This is a genomic window from Mucilaginibacter gracilis, from assembly GCF_003633615.1.
In the GTDB taxonomy this organism is placed as follows: Bacteria; Bacteroidota; Bacteroidia; order Sphingobacteriales; family Sphingobacteriaceae; genus Mucilaginibacter; species Mucilaginibacter gracilis.
Genome location: NZ_RBKU01000001.1, coordinates 5,589,563 through 5,608,594, shown reverse-complemented (window position 1 = coordinate 5,608,594; position 19,032 = coordinate 5,589,563). Strand labels below are relative to the sequence as shown.

General features: G+C 43.0%; 16 protein-coding genes. 11 read left to right on the top strand and 5 right to left on the bottom strand.

Annotation, left to right across the window (positions count from 1 at the left end):
* Nucleotides 1-113 precede the first annotated feature (113 nt).
* The gene (locus BDD43_RS24920; protein ID WP_121200778.1) at nucleotides 114-500 is read left to right on the top strand and encodes a hypothetical protein; all 387 of its coding nucleotides are present in this window, start codon (nucleotides 114-116) and stop codon (nucleotides 498-500) included.
* 448 nt (nucleotides 501-948) lie between these two features.
* Nucleotides 949-1,218 (top strand): YtxH domain-containing protein, encoded by a 270-nt coding sequence (locus BDD43_RS24915; RefSeq protein ID WP_121200776.1) that lies wholly within the window; start codon nucleotides 949-951, stop codon nucleotides 1,216-1,218.
* A 162-nt stretch (nucleotides 1,219-1,380) separates the two neighbouring features.
* Here the strand turns inward: BDD43_RS24915 and BDD43_RS24910 are convergent, their stop codons facing one another.
* Both BDD43_RS24910 and BDD43_RS24905 read right to left on the bottom strand, forming a co-directional pair.
* Nucleotides 1,381-2,712 (bottom strand): MFS transporter, encoded by a 1,332-nt coding sequence (locus tag BDD43_RS24910; RefSeq protein WP_121200775.1) that lies wholly within the window; start codon nucleotides 2,710-2,712, stop codon nucleotides 1,381-1,383.
* Nucleotides 2,713-3,165: 453 nt separating this feature from the next.
* Nucleotides 3,166-4,341, bottom strand: a complete 1,176-nt coding sequence (locus tag BDD43_RS24905; RefSeq protein WP_246001783.1) for a GAF domain-containing sensor histidine kinase — start codon at nucleotides 4,339-4,341, stop codon at nucleotides 3,166-3,168.
* A 222-nt stretch (nucleotides 4,342-4,563) separates the two neighbouring features.
* On the opposite strand from BDD43_RS24905, the gene BDD43_RS24900 reads away from it, so the two are divergent.
* The 4 genes from BDD43_RS24900 (at nucleotide 4,564) to BDD43_RS24885 (ending at nucleotide 7,658) form a co-directional block, all read left to right on the top strand.
* Entirely contained in the window at nucleotides 4,564-5,526 is a 963-nt protein-coding gene (locus BDD43_RS24900) for an FAD:protein FMN transferase (protein ID WP_121200773.1), read from the top strand.
* On the top strand, nucleotides 5,510-5,728 hold the full coding sequence (locus BDD43_RS24895) for a DUF4266 domain-containing protein (protein WP_121200771.1): 219 nt from the start codon (nucleotides 5,510-5,512) through the stop codon (nucleotides 5,726-5,728). The genes BDD43_RS24900 and BDD43_RS24895 overlap by 17 nt, the downstream gene beginning before the upstream one ends.
* A 107-nt stretch (nucleotides 5,729-5,835) precedes the next feature.
* On the top strand, nucleotides 5,836-7,158 hold the full coding sequence (locus tag BDD43_RS24890) for a DUF3570 domain-containing protein (protein WP_121200769.1): 1,323 nt from the start codon (nucleotides 5,836-5,838) through the stop codon (nucleotides 7,156-7,158).
* A 68-nt stretch (nucleotides 7,159-7,226) separates the two neighbouring features.
* Nucleotides 7,227-7,658 carry a thioredoxin family protein gene (locus tag BDD43_RS24885; protein WP_121200767.1) on the top strand — a complete coding sequence of 144 codons (432 nt, stop codon included), beginning with the start codon at nucleotides 7,227-7,229 and terminating at the stop codon, nucleotides 7,656-7,658.
* 205 nt (nucleotides 7,659-7,863) lie between these two features.
* Here BDD43_RS24885 and BDD43_RS24880 read toward each other — a convergent pair whose 3' ends face one another.
* Nucleotides 7,864-9,312 carry a hypothetical protein gene (locus BDD43_RS24880; RefSeq protein WP_121200765.1) on the bottom strand — a complete coding sequence of 483 codons (1,449 nt, stop codon included), beginning with the start codon at nucleotides 9,310-9,312 and terminating at the stop codon, nucleotides 7,864-7,866.
* A 245-nt stretch (nucleotides 9,313-9,557) separates the two neighbouring features.
* Between BDD43_RS24880 and BDD43_RS24870 the strand changes: the two genes are divergently transcribed.
* Both BDD43_RS24870 and BDD43_RS24865 read left to right on the top strand, forming a co-directional pair.
* Nucleotides 9,558-10,523 carry an alpha/beta hydrolase gene (locus BDD43_RS24870; protein WP_121200762.1) on the top strand — a complete coding sequence of 322 codons (966 nt, stop codon included), beginning with the start codon at nucleotides 9,558-9,560 and terminating at the stop codon, nucleotides 10,521-10,523.
* Between the two features lie 202 nt (nucleotides 10,524-10,725).
* Nucleotides 10,726-11,109 (top strand): hypothetical protein, encoded by a 384-nt coding sequence (locus tag BDD43_RS24865; RefSeq protein WP_121200760.1) that lies wholly within the window; start codon nucleotides 10,726-10,728, stop codon nucleotides 11,107-11,109.
* Nucleotides 11,110-11,352: 243 nt separating this feature from the next.
* Here the strand turns inward: BDD43_RS24865 and BDD43_RS24860 are convergent, their stop codons facing one another.
* Nucleotides 11,353-12,465: a TlpA disulfide reductase family protein gene (locus tag BDD43_RS24860; RefSeq protein ID WP_121200758.1), complete on the bottom strand. Its 1,113-nt coding sequence runs from the start codon at nucleotides 12,463-12,465 to the stop codon at nucleotides 11,353-11,355.
* Between the two features lie 355 nt (nucleotides 12,466-12,820).
* Between BDD43_RS24860 and BDD43_RS24855 the strand changes: the two genes are divergently transcribed.
* The 3 genes from BDD43_RS24855 to BDD43_RS24840 all read left to right on the top strand — a co-directional run bounded on the left by BDD43_RS24855 (nucleotide 12,821) and on the right by BDD43_RS24840 (nucleotide 15,112).
* Nucleotides 12,821-13,294, top strand: a complete 474-nt coding sequence (locus tag BDD43_RS24855; RefSeq protein ID WP_121200757.1) for a DinB family protein — start codon at nucleotides 12,821-12,823, stop codon at nucleotides 13,292-13,294.
* Between the two features lie 241 nt (nucleotides 13,295-13,535).
* Nucleotides 13,536-14,174, top strand: coding sequence for a hypothetical protein (locus BDD43_RS24850; RefSeq protein WP_121200755.1), 639 nt, complete (start codon nucleotides 13,536-13,538; stop codon nucleotides 14,172-14,174).
* A gap of 620 nt (nucleotides 14,175-14,794) precedes the next feature.
* Nucleotides 14,795-15,112 carry a hypothetical protein gene (locus BDD43_RS24840; protein WP_121200751.1) on the top strand — a complete coding sequence of 106 codons (318 nt, stop codon included), beginning with the start codon at nucleotides 14,795-14,797 and terminating at the stop codon, nucleotides 15,110-15,112.
* 152 nt (nucleotides 15,113-15,264) lie between these two features.
* Here BDD43_RS24840 and BDD43_RS24835 read toward each other — a convergent pair whose 3' ends face one another.
* Nucleotides 15,265-18,924 carry a CheR family methyltransferase gene (locus tag BDD43_RS24835; RefSeq protein ID WP_121200749.1) on the bottom strand — a complete coding sequence of 1,220 codons (3,660 nt, stop codon included), beginning with the start codon at nucleotides 18,922-18,924 and terminating at the stop codon, nucleotides 15,265-15,267.
* Nucleotides 18,925-19,032: the final 108 nt, after the last annotated feature.

Here is a 19,032-nt window from a genome sequence, read left to right as displayed (position 1 = left end):
TTTTTTCTTTTTTTTTCTGCGGTATTCACCGTCAATAGTTTAGGGGCTGTTGTTGGTAAATGGTTGCGCAGCCGGTTAAGCAAAATATAAAACCAAAACCCTATATTTGTAGTATGAAACGCCTGTTGCTTATTTTGCTGGTTGCGGCCTACCTTTTATCGGGTTTAGGGGTATCTGCAAAAGGCACTTGTTGTATGGGCGTTTTGCGGTTAACCGCTATTAGCCACGGCACGCATTGCAAAAAGCATACCTGCAAAATGGCCGCCCGCAAACGCTGCTGCCAAGCCCAAAAGCAGTTGTTACAGGTTAACGATGTGCATATTTACCAAGGTCCGCTTTATTTTTTAACTCGGCTTTTCCCGGTACTTTTTAATTATAGTAACGATAATAAACCAGCCGTTGCCGCAATAATAAGTAAACAACAACAGTATTGCAGCCCTGCAAAACTGGCAAGCTTAAAAAACCCGGCGTATATTTTAAATTGCAATTACCGTATTTAATTTTATCCAGCCCTGCCAGGTTTTTTTAGGTATTTTCTTTCTATTAACCGATGCAATGCTAATAGCTTTACCGGCCCACTTAAACAATTTATAAGGCAATAAGCCGTTAATTTGGCAGGTATATGTTTAACAAAAGCCGTTGCTATTATTATTGTTTTAGCGGAGATGGAACGGATCATATTCAAAACATCATGTTGTGCGCAATTACATTGGCAACCAGCATTTTGCTAAAAAACAAAACTTTATAACCTTAACCCGGTTTTTAGTTTGTATTGTTAAAAAGGCTTTTACAACGCTAATTGCAGCGTGCTTTGTGTTAACAGTACGTAAAAAACCAGGGTAAAATAGGGCGGCGTTTTATATTACCTTTTTAATTTTTTAATTTGCGGTGCCTTACAACTGACGGGGCCTTCGCAAACCAATTTTATACGTTTACATTGATAAGAATATGAGCAATACTTCAAAAGGAGCAGTATTACTATTGGCAGGTTTAGCTGCCGGAGTTACTTTAGGAATTTTATTTGCACCCGCTAAAGGGAAACAAAACCGCGAAAAATTAGGTTCGTCGTTACAAAACCTGGGCGAAACCCTGGTTGACACGGCAGTTGGCCAAATTGACCATTTAATTACCTTTACCGATAAGCTGGTTACCCAGTTTAAAGCCCAAACCGACCCTTATGCCATGGTGCACGATGATATTGAGAACGCTATAATATAAGCACTCAAAAAAAAGCCATCAAAACAACAACGCCGGGTTATTAAACTAACCCGGCGTTGTTGTTTTGATAGGAGCGATATAATTGAAGCCGATGCAGCGTTGACGCTGCAAACCGTTTGTGTTGCGGCGGGGACGCCGGAATGGGCGGAACTTTTACGCTTTTTAAATAAGTGGGGCCAGTTTGCCTTTGGTGGCTTTGTTTTCGTAAACCAGGAGGGCTACCAGTAAAAACAGGCCAACGGCAAAAAAGCAATCGAGGGCCAGGGCGCTGTCGCGCATTTCGTGCCGCCAATCTTCAACCTTGGCGAAGCACAGGAGGCCCACTACAATGGATAGTTTTTCGGTAACGTCGTAAAAACTAAAATAAGAGGCCGTATCGGGTATATTCTCCGGAAGGTATTTTGAAAACGTTGACCGCGATAACGATTGTACACCACCCATTACCAAACCTACCACTACGGCTGCTACGGCAAACTGTGCTTCGTTGGCTACAAAATATACGCAGCAGCAAATTAGTGTCCAAACAGTAACCAGGCCAACCAGGGTTTTGGTGTTGCCATATTTGGCCGATGCCTTTGATGCAATTACCGCACCGGCTACGGCAACCACCTGTATAATAAGGATGATTACAATTAAATCGGCGTCGGGCATTTTAAGTTCTTTGGCGGCAAAGTTGGCGGCCACCAGCATAATGGTTTGCACACCTACCGAGTAAAAAAAGAAAGCCGATAAAAAGCGTTTCATGAGTGGCATTTTGCGCACTTTGCCAAACACTTTGGCCAGCTCTTTAAAACCACCTGTTAACACATTATAATTATGCGCCCCTGCATTGGGTACACCTTTGGGCAGCATTTTAAAGGCAATAAAGCTAAAGCTTATCCACCACACAAAAACTATTACAAATGATATGCGGGCAGGCAGGTAATCAACCTCGGTAATGCCAAATAATTGGGGCTTTAAAACCACTACAAAGCATATAAGCTGCACCACAATGCTGCCAACGTAACCATAAATAAAACCTTTGGCGCTTACGGCGTCTTGCTTATCGGCGGTGGCAATTTGGGGCAGGTACGAGTTGTAAAACACAAAACCACCGCAATAACCAATAGATGCCAGTGCAAAACAAATCATGGGTATTTCCAGCGGGGTGCCTTTATCAAAAAAGAATAATCCGGCGCAAGCCAAACTGCCCAGCCAGGTAAACAGTTGCAGGTACAGTTTTTTGTTTCCACGATAATCGGCAATAGAGGTTAGTATGGGCAGCAGGGCAACTACAACTAAATAGCTAAGGCCCAAAACGTAGTTTGATAAAACGGTATTAACATATTTGTGCCCAAAAAAAGTAACCATATCGCTTTTGGTGGGGTTGTTGGTGGTTACAAATACAAAATAAGCCGGAAAAATGGTTGATGTAATTACCATGTTGTAGGCCTGGTTAGCCCAATCAAACATGCACCAGGCCCAAATGGTTTTTTTATTGTTCTTTTCGCTCATAGCAAGGCTAAAAATATATAATTTTTAGGGTTTATAAGAGCCTGTTTAAATTTCGTTCACAAATAATTGTAAAGAATACCTCCGCTGCGTCATTGCGAGTAATACAATGCTGCGGCCTATGAAAGTGAACTGACGAATAAGAGCGTTGGCTTGTGCGATTCCCCTCTCGAGAGGGGCGGAGGGGTGTGTTATTTTCGAAATGCCTAGCGTACAACACACCCCTGCCACCGCATTCGCCAACGCGCCCCCGCTCCAAGAGGGGGAATTAAAAACGTTATGGGTAGGTACGAAGCAATCTCTACGCAGTACAAACGGACTTACACAGCCGCTGTGTATAGTTTAGAGATTAGCTACCGATCTTTTGCACCGACGGTGCATTTTTAAATTACTTACCTAAACCACATTAAATTACCTGTTTTTAGTTGCCTTTTATAGTTAAGCCTAACCTGGCGGCTACTGTACCGGCATAGTAAACGTAAACGTGGTTTGCTCAACGCCCGATGCTACTGTTAGCACACCGCCATGCGCTGTGGCTATTTGCCAGGCAATGTAAAGGCCAAGGCCCAAACCTTGCTGCCCCTGCCTAACCGCCCCGCGCGAAAACGGTTGGAAAAGGCCCTGTATTACCTCGCTGCTTATTGGGGCACCGCTATTACTTACCGATAGGGCAAGCTGGCCGTTTTGGCTTATGGCACTAATTTTTACCGGTGCATTTTTTTGCCCGTGGGTAATGGCATTGGTTAGCAGGTTTGCCAGTAGTTGCGCTATGCGCCGTGCATCGTGCGTAACAGGCTGGGTTATGGCTAAGGTGGTTTCAATTGGGCTTTGGGGCCAAATGATGCTTATTTGGGTAATAACCTGTTTAATGGTGGTTTCTATATGCTTATCGGCAAGGTTAAGGCTAATGCCGCCGCCCATGCGGCCACTGGCAAAATCCATCACGTTGTCAATAAGGCCCTTCATTCTAAATGAAGCATCTTTTAAAATATTGGCCAGGCGGGTGGTACGCTGGTCTAAAGGCATGCGCAGCAGCAGTTGCGCCACGTTTGATACCGCGCTGATGGGGTTACGTAAATCGTGCCCTAAAATGGCAATAAACTGCTCGCGCAGTTCGGCGGTTTGGCGTTCTTCCAATAGTTTGGCCTCGGTTTGGGCCAGTTGGTCAATGGTGTTTAAATGGTACGATATTAAATCGGCAAAAAGGGTAAAAAGGCCAATAGTTTGGGCTGTGTTAAGCTTATTGGGTTTGGGGTCTATCGCGCAAAGCGTACCAAAAAAGCTACCATCTTTAAGCACAATAGGCATTGATATGTAACTTTGAAAACCATATTGCAACGGCGTGTGGTGGCGCGCAAAATGCGGGTCGAGGTCTACATGGTCAATAACAACAGCGCCGCCGTTTTGCCTTATTTCGTGGCAAATGGTGGTTTCCAGTACCAATTCGCCGCCGGGCTTTAAGCCAAAATTAATATCATCCTTTACCGAGCATACTACCCAACGGGTATCGGTTACGCGCGCAATTGCCGCAAACCCCATACCTGTGGTGCGGCAAATAACTTCTAAAAGCGAGTTTATTACGGGTATTTGCCCTACGGCTTCAATATCCTGTTCAATTGTACGCCCTTGCACTGGTGTTTGATTTATGTTAGTGTGCAATATACAAAATTAGCCATTGGCAACTCCTTAAATTACTTAGTACAATATTAATTTTATTGGTGTGAAATTTATGAGGCTTTATTTAAAAAGCGATAAAAATCAACTTCATCTTATTTTCATAATTTAATACTACTATTGTTGTAACATGTATTTGCATTGTTACACATTGACTCTTTCCCCCAATTAAGATCAAACATGGTTGCCGAACAACATATTTTTAAACGTAGCTGTAAATTAATGGGCAACCATTTTGAGCTTAGTGTAGTGGCTACAAACCAAACCTGGGCCAACCAGATGATTGATGCCGGTATTGCCGAAATACAACGCATTGAACGCCTGCTTACTACGTTTAGTAACGACAGCGAAACCAACCGCATTAACCAAAATGCCGGTATTGGCCCCGTTGCCGTTAGCCGCGAAACTTTTAATTTAATTAAGCGCTCAATTGCCATATCGCGCGTAACGCAGGGTGCCTTTGATATTACTTACGGCTCGATTGATAAACGGCTGTGGAACTTTGACCAAAGCATGACCAGCCTGCCCGATGCCCAAACCGCGCGCCAAATGGTGCGCCTTATTAATTACCAAAATATAATTTTAGCCGATGATGCCTGCACCGTTTTTTTGCGCGAAACCGGGATGCGCATTGGCTTTGGCGGCATTGGCAAGGGCTACGCCGCCGAACAGGCTAAACGCATAATGGTGCAGCTTGGCGTTAAAAGCGGCGTGGTAAATGCATCGGGCGATTTAACGGCTTGGGGAGTGCAGCCCAACGGCAGCAAATGGACACTGGGCATTGCCGACCCCGACCGGGCGCAGCAGGTTTTTTCGTACATGAATGTTACCGGCCTGGCCGTGGCAACATCGGGCAATTACGAAAAATTTGTGATGATTGACGGCAAAAAGTATTCGCACACCATTAACCCCCGCACCGGCCTGCCCGTTACCGGCATTAAAAGCGTTACCATAATTACCACCAATGCCGAAATTGCCGATGCCATGGCAACGCCCGTAACCGTAATGGGCATACACGCCGGGCTTAATTTAATAAACCAGATGAAAGATATTGAAGCCATTATTGTTGACGATGATAACCGCCTTTACACATCAAATAATATAAACGTTATAACCCCTAAACCACATGAAACTACTGCTTAAACTAACGGCTTGCCTGCTTGTTACGGCAAGCTTAACCGGATGCTCGCACTTAAAAGAGTACCAAAAAAGCCGCCTTAACGATGCCGAAATGGTATTGGGCAACCGCAAGGTAGAAAAAAACGAACTCAGCTTTCAATCATATCGCGAGGGTGCATCGGGCGCAAATGCGGGTAAAACCGGCGGTGGTTGCGGCTGTAATTAATTAAAAATATGTTGCGCTTTTTTAAAGCCCGGCATAAACAGTACAGTAATGGCGCAACGCGGTTAACGCTTAAAAATTAACCGTAAACTATAAACCACCCCCAATTAATGAAAAAAGTATATCTCTCTTTTATAGGTTTTGCATTGGTTTGCCGCATGCATGGCTACGCGCAGCTACGCAACACCAGCAAAGATACCGTGGGCGAAAGGCCAATGGCCAGTTTATTTACCCCCGAAGCTATAGATAGCAGCGGTTATAGTATACACCGCTTACGTATCGACGAAATTAACCTCGTATCAAGCTATTACAATCAGGATGGTAACCACTCGGCGGTTACGGGCGGTATTGGTACCGAAAAGGTAACCGATATATCAAACGGGATTGACCTCAAGTTGGTTTGGCTGGGCAATAACAACAACAAAAACACCATTTCGGCAGGCTTGGGTATTGATTACCATACCTCGGCTTCGGCGGCGTATGTAAACCTATCGGGCGCATCAAAAACCGGCGGCAGCCGTATTTACCCGTCGTTAGACTGGACTATAGAGAAAGCTAAAACCGGCAATACGTTTGGCATAGGCACTTATTTATCAACCGAATATAATTACAACTCGTTTGGTGCCGATATACACTTCTCGCGCAAAACGCGCAATAAAAACGGCGAGTTTAGCTTAAAGCTGCAAGCCTATCTGGATAATGTAACGCTTATTTACCCGTCGGAATTTGTACCTAAAACCACCACCGTAGTAAGCGGGGTAACGGTGGTAACCAGTGCCAGCGGGCGCACATCAACATCGGGCGGTGGTTCAAGCAGTTCCGAGTCCAGCATACCCACCAGTCCGCGCAATACTTATACGGCATCAACCTCGTATTCGCAAATGATAAATACGCGCCTTCAGGTAATGTTTTTGGCCGATTTTGTTAAGCAGGATGGTTATTTGAGCTTGCCTTTTCACCGCGTATATTTTTCGAGCGGTAAAGATACCATTGAACACCTGCCATCGTCGCGTTTTAAATTACCACTGGGGGTAAGGCTCAATTATTTTATGGGCGATAACATTATTATACGCTCGTACTACCGTTATTATTTTGACGATTGGGGAACAAAATCAAACACGGCCAATTTAGAGGTGGCTTATAAAATAACGCCCTTTTTATCGTTATCGCCTTTTTACCGTTATTACACCCAATCGGCAGCCAAATATTTTGCCCCTTACGAGGGTCATAGCGCTACCGACCAGTATTATACCAGTAACTACGCCTATGCTAAATTTAACAGCAACTTTTTTGGTATGGGCTTTAGGGCAGCACCACCAAAAGGTGTTTTAGGCTTGCAGGGCCTTCACGATTTGGAAGTGCGTTACGGCCATTACAGCCAAAGCACCAGTTTGGCATCGAATGTAATTTCGATGAGTTTAGGCTTTAAGTAAAATAAATTGCGCTGTAGCCTGCCCTAATGCAGGCTGCAGCGTATTAAGTACAAAAAATAACAATAACCATGAAATTATTAACCGTACTGCTATTTACCATGTTTGCCACTGCCACACCTTGGCTTGGCGATTTTGACAGCGCAAAAAAAGAAGCCGCCGAAAAGCATAAGCTTATACTCATTAACTTCTCCGGGTCGGACTGGTGCGGGCCATGCATCCGCCTCCGTAAAGAAATACTGGAAACGGCTTTGTTTGATGCCTATGCCGCCGATCATCTGGTACTGGTGCGTGCCGATTTTCCGCGCCAAAAAAAGAACCAGCTTAGTAAAGAGCAAACTAAACTTAACGAGGCCCTTGCCGATAAATATAACCCCGACGGCAAATTTCCGTACACGCTGCTGGTTGACGCCAACGGCAAAGTTTTAAAAACCTGGGACGGTTTCCCCAACAAAACTCCCGAAGCTTTTATAGCCGATGTGAGCAGCACCACTGGTAATTAATACACTATAAAACAGGCGGCAGCAAGTTATTTGCCGCCTGTTATTGTTTTAAACAAGTTTTGCGCGGCGGTATACTATAAACAAGACGTTGCTATGGGAAATAAGAAGTCGTATTTAGTTAACCTGTAGCACTATCCTGTTATTAGCGATTTTAAAAGTGATTTACCTGGCAGCAGGAGAGGAGGGGGTGCTTAACGTTGCGTGGTTAATTATCCAGCTTGTCGGATATGTTTTTAATGGAATCGTCGAGGCCCTGTGTAGAGGTAAAAAGGTGTTCTTCGGCTTGCTGGTAATCTTTAAACTTATCGTCGCTATGTTTTATCACCGTTATAATGCCAATAATGTTTGATAGGTGCCGCCTAACCTCGTGCGAGTTAATAAAGGCCAGTTCTTCTTTTTTAGTGGTAAATAAAAGTTTTTCGTAGTAACGCTTTTGGCGATAAAATACGGCCACAATACCAATAGATAATACCGCTGCAATGATGATAAATATGAGCCACATGCGCTGGTGCTTATAGGCTTCTTCTTTTTGAATGTAGGCACCCTGCACCTCGTCAATTTTCATTTGCGATTGTATGTTACCCACCTGTGTTAGCCTGTTCACCTGGTCTTCAACCTGTAATAAGGCCTCTTTATAGTTGGTTGCGGCCAGGTTGCCATTATGCTCGTTTTGTGCAATAGCGCCTAAAACCTCGTATAAGTGAAACTTTACTTCGGGATGGTTATAAAGCTCGGGCAGGGCCAGCAGGTTATCAATGGTGTGCTTTGCCGAATCGGGCAGGTTGGCATTAAAATAAGCGTCGGCCAGGTTTTGCTGATCGGTAAGGTCAAATTTGTAGAGCTTGTCGGTTTTAAGCGCAATAATTTGCTTAATAGCGGTGCTGTAATTGCGCTGCAAAAAGGTTAAGCAATAATTAATACGGTTTTTAAAAATATACAGCTTATAGGTGCCGGTGAGGGTATGGTTTAGTATATCGGCATATCGCGTTAACGAATCGAGCTCACGCATCCTGAAAAAGTTTTCGGCCTTGTTATAGTTAACAAGGTTAATCAGGCGCTGCTCGTTTATGTGTTGCTTTTGCAGGATGGAGGCGGCCAGGTTAAGGTAAGATAATGATTGGCCGTAAAAATTATTGTGGTAATAAATATCGGATATGTTGATGGCTATCAGCACCTGCAAATAATCGTCGTTAAGTATAGTGGCCTCTTTTTTGGCTAGCCTGAAACTTGTTACGGCCTCAATAGTATTGCCCTTATAGGTGTGCATAAAAGCCATGTGGGTAAAAAAGGAATACAGCAAATAATGATCGCTGTTTTTTGCGGCTACCTCAATGGCTTTACCAATAAAATTATCGGCCTTATCAAGGTGTTGCAGGCGTTGCTGGGTAATACAATCAATAAAGTAGTTTAGGGCCACTTTATCAATATTATACTGGTCGAAAATAAGGTTCACCTGTCCCTTAAAAATCACCAGGCTATCGGCAGGCCTGTATTCAAAAACCGATTTTACAAAGCTCACCAGTTTTCTTTCGCGCTGGTTTTGATCTTTTATTTTGCAAATCAATGGCAAATCGCTCTGTATAGAAGCGCGCACTGCATCTGCACCCAATAAAAAGCAAACCAATAAAAATAAAACAGATACTTTTTTTAACATGCAGTTTTGTAATTATGCTAAACTACGTATTGTAAAACAAAAATGTACAATATATTATACACAACGCAGGCTTTTGTTTGATGTGCGCTATCAAAACCGGTTTATAGGTATAAATATAATGTTAATAATTATAAATTTGAATATGGGATGCAATGTGGTTATTTTTATGGAAGATGGAACAGGTAGCATAAACCGTAAACCGCTTTGTTTATTTAACCCCAAAACGCATCAATTAGCAAAAACCTATGCAGCTACGCCTTACTATAGTACTACTGGCACTTGGCTTTAGTGCCCTTGCCCGCCAACAACCCAGCCCGCGCGATACCTCGTTTACCACCTATAGCGCTTATACAAGTGCGCTAAAAAAATACCCCTTTATTACCGTTGCAAAGCCGCCCATACCGGCCACCGTGCAAAGTAAAGCCAACCTGGTTTATTGCCGGCTTGGCGGGCGCAGCCTGCACGTTGATGTTTTTTACCCGCCCACCAAAGGCAAAAAGCTAATACCGGCGGTGCTGCTGATACATGGCGGCGGATGGCGATCGGGCGATAGGTGGCAACATTGGCCCATGGCGCAGCAAATTGCGGGCAGGGGTTATGTGGCCATAACGGTTGAGTACCGCCTATCAACCGAGGCCCTGTACCCTGCCGCTGTTAACGATGTAAAAACGGCCATACGCTGGGTGCGCGCCAATGCTAAGGCTTACCATATTGATACTAATAAAATTGCGCTTTGGGGCTTTTCGGCCGGGGGGCAGTTGGCTACGCTTGTGGGCACCACGGGCGGCAGCGCGCTTTTTGCCGGTAACGGGGTATATACCAAATATAGCGACAAGGTGCAGGCTATTGTTGATGTTGACGGCACGCTGGCCTTTATACACCCCGAAAGCGGCGAGGGCGACGATAGCAAGCGTAAATCGGCAGGGACGCTTTGGTTTGGCTACAACAAAACCGAACGGCCCGACCTATGGCACCAGGCCGGCGCCCTTAACCATGTTGACGCCAAAACGCCACCCATAGCCTTTATTAACAGTGCCGTTGACCGGATGCACGCCGGCCGTACCGACGTGGTACACAAACTGGACAGCCTGCACATTTACAGCGAAATACACGCCCTGCCCGATACGCCGCACCCCTTTTGCCTTTTTAACCCCTGGTTTGAAACTACTTTAAATTTTACGGTGGCGTTTTTGGATAAGGTGTTTAGGTAGGATGCTTTTATTTAGGGCTGGCTAAACGGCATAAAGCTGCTCACGCCAGCGTCCTCGCTTGTGGTTATAAAGAATCTTCCTGTAGTCGGAGACTACAAAGCATATTTATTCGTAGACAGAGTCTACGAATAGCGGGCGGGGGAAAAGCAAACTCAAACGTTTTATCAAAAGGCTTTGGAGTTAATCAAGCTAAAATAAATATATGAAGGTAATTTATAAATCCCAGGTATTGGGTATAGTTTCAGAAAATAGCTATGAGGTTATTAAGAAAGGATTAAAAAGGAAGTTTAATGAGGGTTTAGCCTTAAATTTTTTTTGTACGTATTCAGAATATGAAATTCCCTTTGGTACACGATTTAATTATCTAAAAAATAATTTATCTGGTACCATAGTTGAAATACAAGCGACCCTAGTCGATGCCACACAGCAATGGGGCTTGCCATTTGATAATGTACCAATGGGCTATAAAACAATATCGCGATTTGAGTTCACAGAACTTGGGTTAGATCTCATAAAAAGAGAAATTCCAGTGATAGATTCATGGAGTAGCACAAAATCCGTATTTGAATTTTTAAGAATGCAATAGTATATGCCAAGTTATTCGTAGTCTGCTGTCCGAATGTCTATGACTTCGGACGACTATGTAAACGAGTTGCTTATCACAAGCAAGCATTTGCCTCCATCGCTCACGCAAGTGCCCTCACTTGTGGCAGATATGCTAAGTAGGCCGTTTTGGCTAAACTGCCTAAATCCACCAGCTGGGACGATGGCGGGAGCAATGGGAATAGCGGGAACCGACTGGGCCCCGTAGTACAAACCATATAAAGGATTATGGTTGCATTTCTAGCAAGTATTTTTCCAAATACTGGTCGGAGGGATTGAGCTTTACAATCTTACCCGTTTTGTCAACTAAAATTGTAAATGGGATATTGATGATGTCAAAAAGTTTAGCATCTCTTGATTCAAAGGCATTTAAATCTAAATAATTAGGCCAATCAACCCTCTGCTTTCTTACCGCTTCAACCCACTTTTGGTAATTATTATCTAGGGAGATCGACAGTAGTTTAAAGCCTTTACTATTATATTTTGTTAGTAACGACCGCATATATGGGAATTTTGCAATACACGGGCCACACCAGGATGCCCAATAGTCAATCAAATAAATACTGCTTTTAAAATTTATCGTTTCTATCTTTTTATGTGCATTGTATAAAGTTATGCTTGGCATGAATGTTTTCTCCAATGACTTCCGGAATAACAAAGTTTGAAAGTCTTTACCCTCTTGTGAATCCTTTAGCCTGTTGGAGAAGAATGGAAAAATTTGTTTTGCCATTTCAAAAACTTGAGGTGTAGCCTTATAAAGTTGCTTTAGGGTTAAGAAATTATAATATGAATCGGGATGATTTTTTATAAAAAAAAGGAGTGACATGGCAGAGCAGGAGTCCTGTATGTCCATCAATTTTGAATATTTCTGGGTTAATATTTCATTCTTATTTTCGTATTTAAGAAGACTATCCTGAAAACGCTCTCTAACAACTTCTATCGAATCCATTTTTCTTTTTGCAAGAGCTAGCCATTGATTTTGTTTCGACTCAACTTTTAAGGACTTGTAAAGGTAATCGGCCCCGTTGGCACTAATTTTGATTTTTCCAGTATCGATAATAAAACCTGCATAATTACCCTTTGATTTGAAAGCGATTGAGTAATACTTTAAATCATTAAATTGACCTTTGAAGACGCATTTTCCGTTAATCAATTGAGCTGAGTCAACCTTAACTATTTTTGATCTGTCTGAAGCGCCTCCCTGAGCATCGGCGAGGTATACAAATTCGCCGTTAGAGTTCGAAATATTAACTTCAATTGCGTATTGAAGCTGAGCTTTGCTTGGAAGCGCGTTAAAAATTATGGCGATTAAAATGAAAATGCAACTATATAATTTCATTGTGAATTTGCTTGGATGCTTGGAGTTTTTATAACAGATTTGATTTTTATGGTATTTGATCTCACCCTGGTGATTGTTTTTCAAATATCTAATTGATGATTAATATGATGAACTTCGTTTGTGCATAGATGTATAAGATATGTTCAGTCGAAATAAGAACAATTCCCCATCGCTCACGCAAGTGCCCTCACTTGTGGCAGATATGCTAAGTAGGCCGTTTTGGCTAAACGGCCTAAATCCACCAGCGGGGACGCTGGCGGGAGCAATTAGACATCAATGTTGAACTTTAATTTGAAAAGGTTACTTTAGAAAACATTACGGCTGCTTCCGTTGCTAAGTACTTAAACCAAACTAAATGATTAATGAACGTTTTGAATGTGAAATTTTAAGAGCGAGCAGGACCAGGCTATCGCAATTGATTGAAAAAAGTAACTACGAAATATTATTTAAAATTCCGGAGGGTTTTAACAATAATATAATTTGGCAAATTGGCCATTGTATCACTTCTCAACAGAGGCATATGTACATGCGTAGTGGATTGCCAATGTACATATCTAAAGAATTCGAGGAGTCCTTCAAAATTGGATCGTCTCCACGTTCTTGGAAAGTTACTCCAGATGTTAATGAGGTGAAACATTTATTGATTGATACAGTGAACCGCCTTGAAACAGATCTGGAATCCGGATTATTTGTTAACTATGAGCCCTTTGAGTTACCCATCGGGTTTCAAGTGAAAAATCATGTACAGGCGCTACAAGCCGCTAACTATCACGAAGCGGAGCATAGTGGGCAGATTTTTACGTATTTGAAGCTGCTAGTTAAAGAATGAAGTGCAATAAATTTCCATCGCTCCCGCAAGTGTGCTCACTTGTGGCAGATATGCAAAGTAGCCGTTTTGACTAAACGGCCTAATTGCCACGGATATTTGCCATGATGCAAAAGTAAAAAATTTGCAGTTCGATAATCCAATGATTAAACTATGGTGCGACACGATAGTTTAAATTATGATTGCTGCGATTATGATAATTGCGGCAATTTTATACAACTGGCATGTTTTACAGAGATAGGAAATGAAAAAAGCAATTATAGTATTTTTACTAACAGCATTAGTCGGTTTTGCATTTGGTCAGCAAGTTAAAAGGGTAGATTTGGAAGGCTCACGGCTTAGAGATTTTTACTTAAAACAAAATGTAGAAAACTTATGGCTGGCAGGTAACCATATAAACTGGGAGACGGGCGAGCCGGATAACCCATATGCAACAAAAAATATTAAAACACATTGCAGTGCTTTTGTTGCTTCTGTTTGTAAACAAAAAGGTGTTTATATTTTAAGGCCACCCGAACACAAAACAGAATTATTGGCAAATGCCCAATATAACTGGCTTTCTTCGGCAGATGGTTACAAACAGGGTTGGCGACAGATACAAGATAGTATTTATGAAAAGGCGCAAGAGTTTGCAAACAAAGGGTTTATTGTTATAGCTGTATATAAAAACCAAAATGCTAAAAAACCGGGCCATATTGCATTAGTTATGCCAATAGAAAAATCAATTGCCTATTTATTTAACGAAGGGCCAAATTTGATTCAGGCCGGGCATATTAACAGAAACAATGTTTCATTAAAAGAGGGATTCAAAAATCATATTTCCAACTGGGCACTTGCAGCAAACGAGATAAGTTTTTTTTACCAGAAAAACCATTACTTATAAACGGCTTTGGCTAAGGAAAACCACCGCCATTGCTCCCGCAAGTGCCCTCACTTGTGGCCGATATGCTAAGTAGCCGTTTTGGCGAAACTGCCTAAATCCACCAGCGCAGACGCTGGCGGGAGCGGTGGAATAACTTGGGGTTGATAATTAAAACTTTAAAATTATATTTGAATACAATTTACGTATATTATAATGACGTCAAAAATATCCAAGCTTATTTCTTACTGGCCTTTAACATTAGGGTTATTATTGATTGCGTTAATTGCAGTTTACATCGCAAAGATAGCGCACATCGCAATTTATCAAATTTGTTTAATACTTGTTGAAGCGCTTTTAATTATTAATGCTTCGTTAATTTTACTTAGCACGCTCAACTTTTTGATTAAAGTATTTGGGGTTAAGAAACACCATTAAACCCGGTATTAGTATACCCCATCGCTCCGGCAAGTGTACTCATTTGTGGCAGCGATGCTAAGTAGCCGTTTTGGGTAAACTGCCTAAATCCACCAGCGCGGACGCTGGCGGGGGCGGTGAGTTATTCGGATAACAGACTACGAATAACTTAGCTATATAACTTCTTTAATATTTTTATTGGTTTTAAATTTTAGTTATATTAGCATATGAATGAATTTGAATACGAAAAAAGATTTAGCCCTATTCCTAATAAAACTTACGCGGATAGAATAAAACGATTTAAAGAAGAATTGAAATATCTTTCGAATGAAGTGTTAGTCATAGATGATTTAAAAGGTGACAAACTATGGATTAATTGTTTTTTAGACTACGAGGCTAGTTCTAATCACGGATTACCATGTTTTGGCTTTCATAAACAATCAAATGTTAACTATAAAACAAAAGACCACCTATTTAATGTTTTTCTGAAACATTTTCCCGATGGAGTTAGGGGAAGCTTAGTTGGTTTTCCTCGGCAATTTTAAGTATATTTCTTAAATACCACATCTCCCGCAAGGGCCCTCCCATCGCTCCCGCAAGTGTACTCGCTTGTGGCCCATATGCTAAGTAGCCGTTTTGGCGAAACTGCCTAAATCCACCAGCGCAGACGCTGGCGGGGGCGGTGAGCAAACCCGTTTTACTCGGCGGGTATTACAAACCAAAAGGTGGAGCCTTTGCCTTCAATGCTGTTTACATTGATGCGGCCATTGTGGCGCTTTATAATTTCGGCGGAGATGTAGAGGCCCAGGCCCAGGCCGGTAAACCTTTTGGAGCTTTCGTCAACGCGGTAAAACCTGTCGAACAATAGGCTTTGCTTTTCGCGGGCTATGCCGATGCCAAAATCGGTAACGGCAATTTTTATGCCCTCGGGTATACGGCCAACGTTGATGATGATTCGTGCCTCGTCGGGCGAGTATTTGATGGCGTTAGAGAGCAGGTTTACCATCACCTGTTCAATACGGTTACGGTCGGCAAAAACTTCTACATCGGTTTCGCCATCAATAATAAGCTGATGTGTGCCGGCCAGGCTTTGCTGATCGCAGCACTCGGCCAATAGTTCGCTCAGTACAAATGTGGTTTTATTAAGTTCCAGTTTGCCGGCTTGTATTTTGGTAACGTCAAGCAAATCTTTAATCAGTTCTACCAGTTTGTTAACCTGTTTAATGCCTTTTTGCACAAAAACGTGGGCCGTTTTCATTTCGTCGCTGTTTGCCGTGGCCCGCTCTATCATTTGCAAAGCCGCCTTTAAACTGGTTATTGGCGTTTTTAGCTCGTGACTGGCTATACTCAAAAATTCGTCTTTCTTTTTTAACAGCTCAATGTTTGCCTGGTCGTTTTGTTTTTGGGCGGTAATGTCAAGCATCGTGCCGATGAAGCGTATAGGTTCGCCTTTTTCGTTAAAATAAGCGCGGCCCTTGGCTTTTAACCATTTAACATTATCATCAATAGGTATGGTGCGGTACTCAATATCAAAATCGCCGTTGGTGCCCTGGTATAGGGTTTTGCGTACACTTTGCTCAACCCAGGTTTTATCCTCAGGGTTTATGGTATCAAAAAAGGCCGATAAATCAACATGGCCCAGCGGTGCAAGGCCAAAAATTTCTTTACAGCGTTTATCCCAAACCAGTTCGCGGCTTTTGGGGTCGTAATCCCAGGTGCCTAAGCCTGCCGAGTCTACCGCAAATTTGAGGCGTTCTTTGCTTTCAAGCAACAAGCGTTCGGCTTCGGCCAGGCCCTGTTCAACGGTGCGTTTATCGGTAATATCTTCTATCGATAGCAGTATCAGCTTTTCGCCGTTAATATTATCAATTTCGCGGGCGTTGAGCCACATTGTTTTTTTGCCTATAACCGGGAACCTGTGGCTCACCTCAAAACCTTCCAGCTCTTTTTTCTCGGGCAGTATTTCGTCTAACAATTGGCGCAGGCTGGGTATATCCCATTGGTTGTTGCCCAGGTCGTAAATATACTGTCCTTCGGTTTCCTTTTCGGTTATTTTAAATTTAGCGTAAAAGCCGCCGGTGGCGCGTTTGATGCGGAGGTCTTTGTCGAGGATAAGCAGCGGATCGCGGATGGTGCTCACAATACCCTCGTTATACAGGCGCACGTTATTGAGTTGCTCGTTACGGTCTAACAGTTCTTTGTTAACTATCATCACCTCCTCGTTGGTGCTTTGCAGTTCTTCTTTAGATGTTTCCAGCTCCTCGTTAAGGCTTTGCAGTTCTTCACTTCCGGATAGTAACTCTTCGTTGGCGCTTTGCAGTTCTTCGTTTGATGCTTCCTGCTCGTCGGCAATAACGCGCATATCGGCGCGGGTTTGCATCAGTTCGCGCTCCAGGTGCTCAATGCGCATTTCGGCGGCGTTGTAATTGCTATTTTCGTCGGTATGGCCGGTATCAAACATACCGGGCTGTATACCAATGGTTGATGCCTGCTGAAAAACAATTAAAAAATGCTGCTCCGGAGCCTCGGGCAACGGGGCAACCTGTAGGTTAACAAAGTGCTGTAAATCGTTTATCTTAAAAAAAACGTTGAACTTGCGTGTTGCCAGGTTTGTTTTTTTTGCCAAATGCAGCAAGTTACGCAGCTCGAAGGCTAAACCCTCGCGCGCCATTTTAAGTACATTAAAACTTGGTTTGCCAACGGGCGGCACCAGCCAGGTTTCGGTAGTGCCTTTAAACTGCACAATATCAAACTTATCGTTAACCACTACAGCCGGCGGCATAAAGTTGGCCAGCATGGTTTCGTCGGCTATTTTAAATATGTCTTTATTGAAGCTTTCTTTTTGTACGTTTTTATCAATTTCGCGAAAGCTTTGTTCCCTTCCGGGCGAGCTAACCGTCATAAAGCGGCCCACGGGCCCTTTACGCAGGTATATTTTCTCGGCAAGGTTGTAGGCCGTAAATATATCGGTGCTGCCGCCAATTGTTTCGGATTTGCCCAGCATCAAAAAGCCATCCTTATTAAGCGAGTAGTGAAAAGTGCCCAGTGCCCGTTTTTGCAATACAGGCTCCAGGTAAATCATTACGTTGCGACAGCTCACCAAATCTATTTTAGAAAAAGGCGGATCTTTAAGCAAATTATGGTGTGCAAATACACACATATCGCGTATGGTTTTGCTTACCTGGTAGTTACCATCCTGCTTGGTAAAAAACTGTTGCAGCCTTGATGTTGATATACCCACCAGTTCGGTAGGGCGGTAAACCCCTGTGCGCGCCTTTGCTATGGCCGTTTCGGATATATCGGTAGCAAAAATTTGTATCTTTCTGGCCGTAGCCTTATCGCCAAGCAGCTCTTGCAGGCATATAGCCATTGAGTAAGCTTCCTCGCCGGTGGCGCAGCCTGCTATCCATATCCGTAAAGCTTCGTTTTCGGTTTTACTGCTTAACAACGATGGGAAAATAACGTTGCACAGCAATTCAAAACTTTGCGGATCGCGAAAAAAGTTGGTTACCGAGATCAGCATATCGTTGTAAAGCGAATCTTGCTCGGTTTTATTTTCGCGTAAAAAGTTAAGGTAATCTGCCGGTTTTTCTATTTTACTGAGCGCCATGCGGCGGATGATGCGCCGCTTTAAGGTACTTTGCTTGTAGTACGTAAAATCAACCCCGCGCCTAACGCGCAACACGGTAAGTATTTGTTTAAAGGTTTCGTTATCTTGCTGTGGTATGGTATTTACTATTTCGGAGTGCGAATAATCGGTATGGAAGGGGTGGTTTATGGCAATAAGATGCTGGGCTATTTTATCGGGCGGCATCACAAAATCAACCGCGCCCGATCGTACTGCGCTGTTGGGCATGCTATCAAAAGCTGCCGACTCTTCGTCCTGAGCAAAAGTTAAACCACCGTATGATTTGATAACCTGCAAGCCCCGCGTACCATCGCTTAAAGCACCCGATAATACAATGCCCACCGCATAACTTTGATGCACTACGCCTAACGACGAAAAAAAGAGATCGATGGTATTGGTTTTGCTTTTTTTATCTAACGGTGCAAGCTTAAGTATACCATCGGTAGTGGTAACAATTTTATTTTGCGGAATAATATACAGGTTATCGGGCTCAAGGTGTATATTATCGGTAATTGATTGTACGGGGAAGGGTGTAGTTTTTTGCAAAATTTCGGGCAAAATACTTTGGTGACTGGGGCTAAGGTGCTGGATAAACACAAACGCCATGCCCGATTTTGCCGGCAATGCCTGCAAAAAAGCCTTAACTGCGTTAAGCCCCCCTGCCGACGCGCCTATCCCTACAACAGGGAACTGTTTTTTTGAAGACTCCTCGCCACTACCTTTCGCCATCACTTGATATTTAACCTAATACAAAAAAAAAGTGGTTTTAACAGGTGAAGTTGAGCCACCAACAGAAAGCGTAAATGTAACCCAAATTTATTAACCACAGTCTTATTT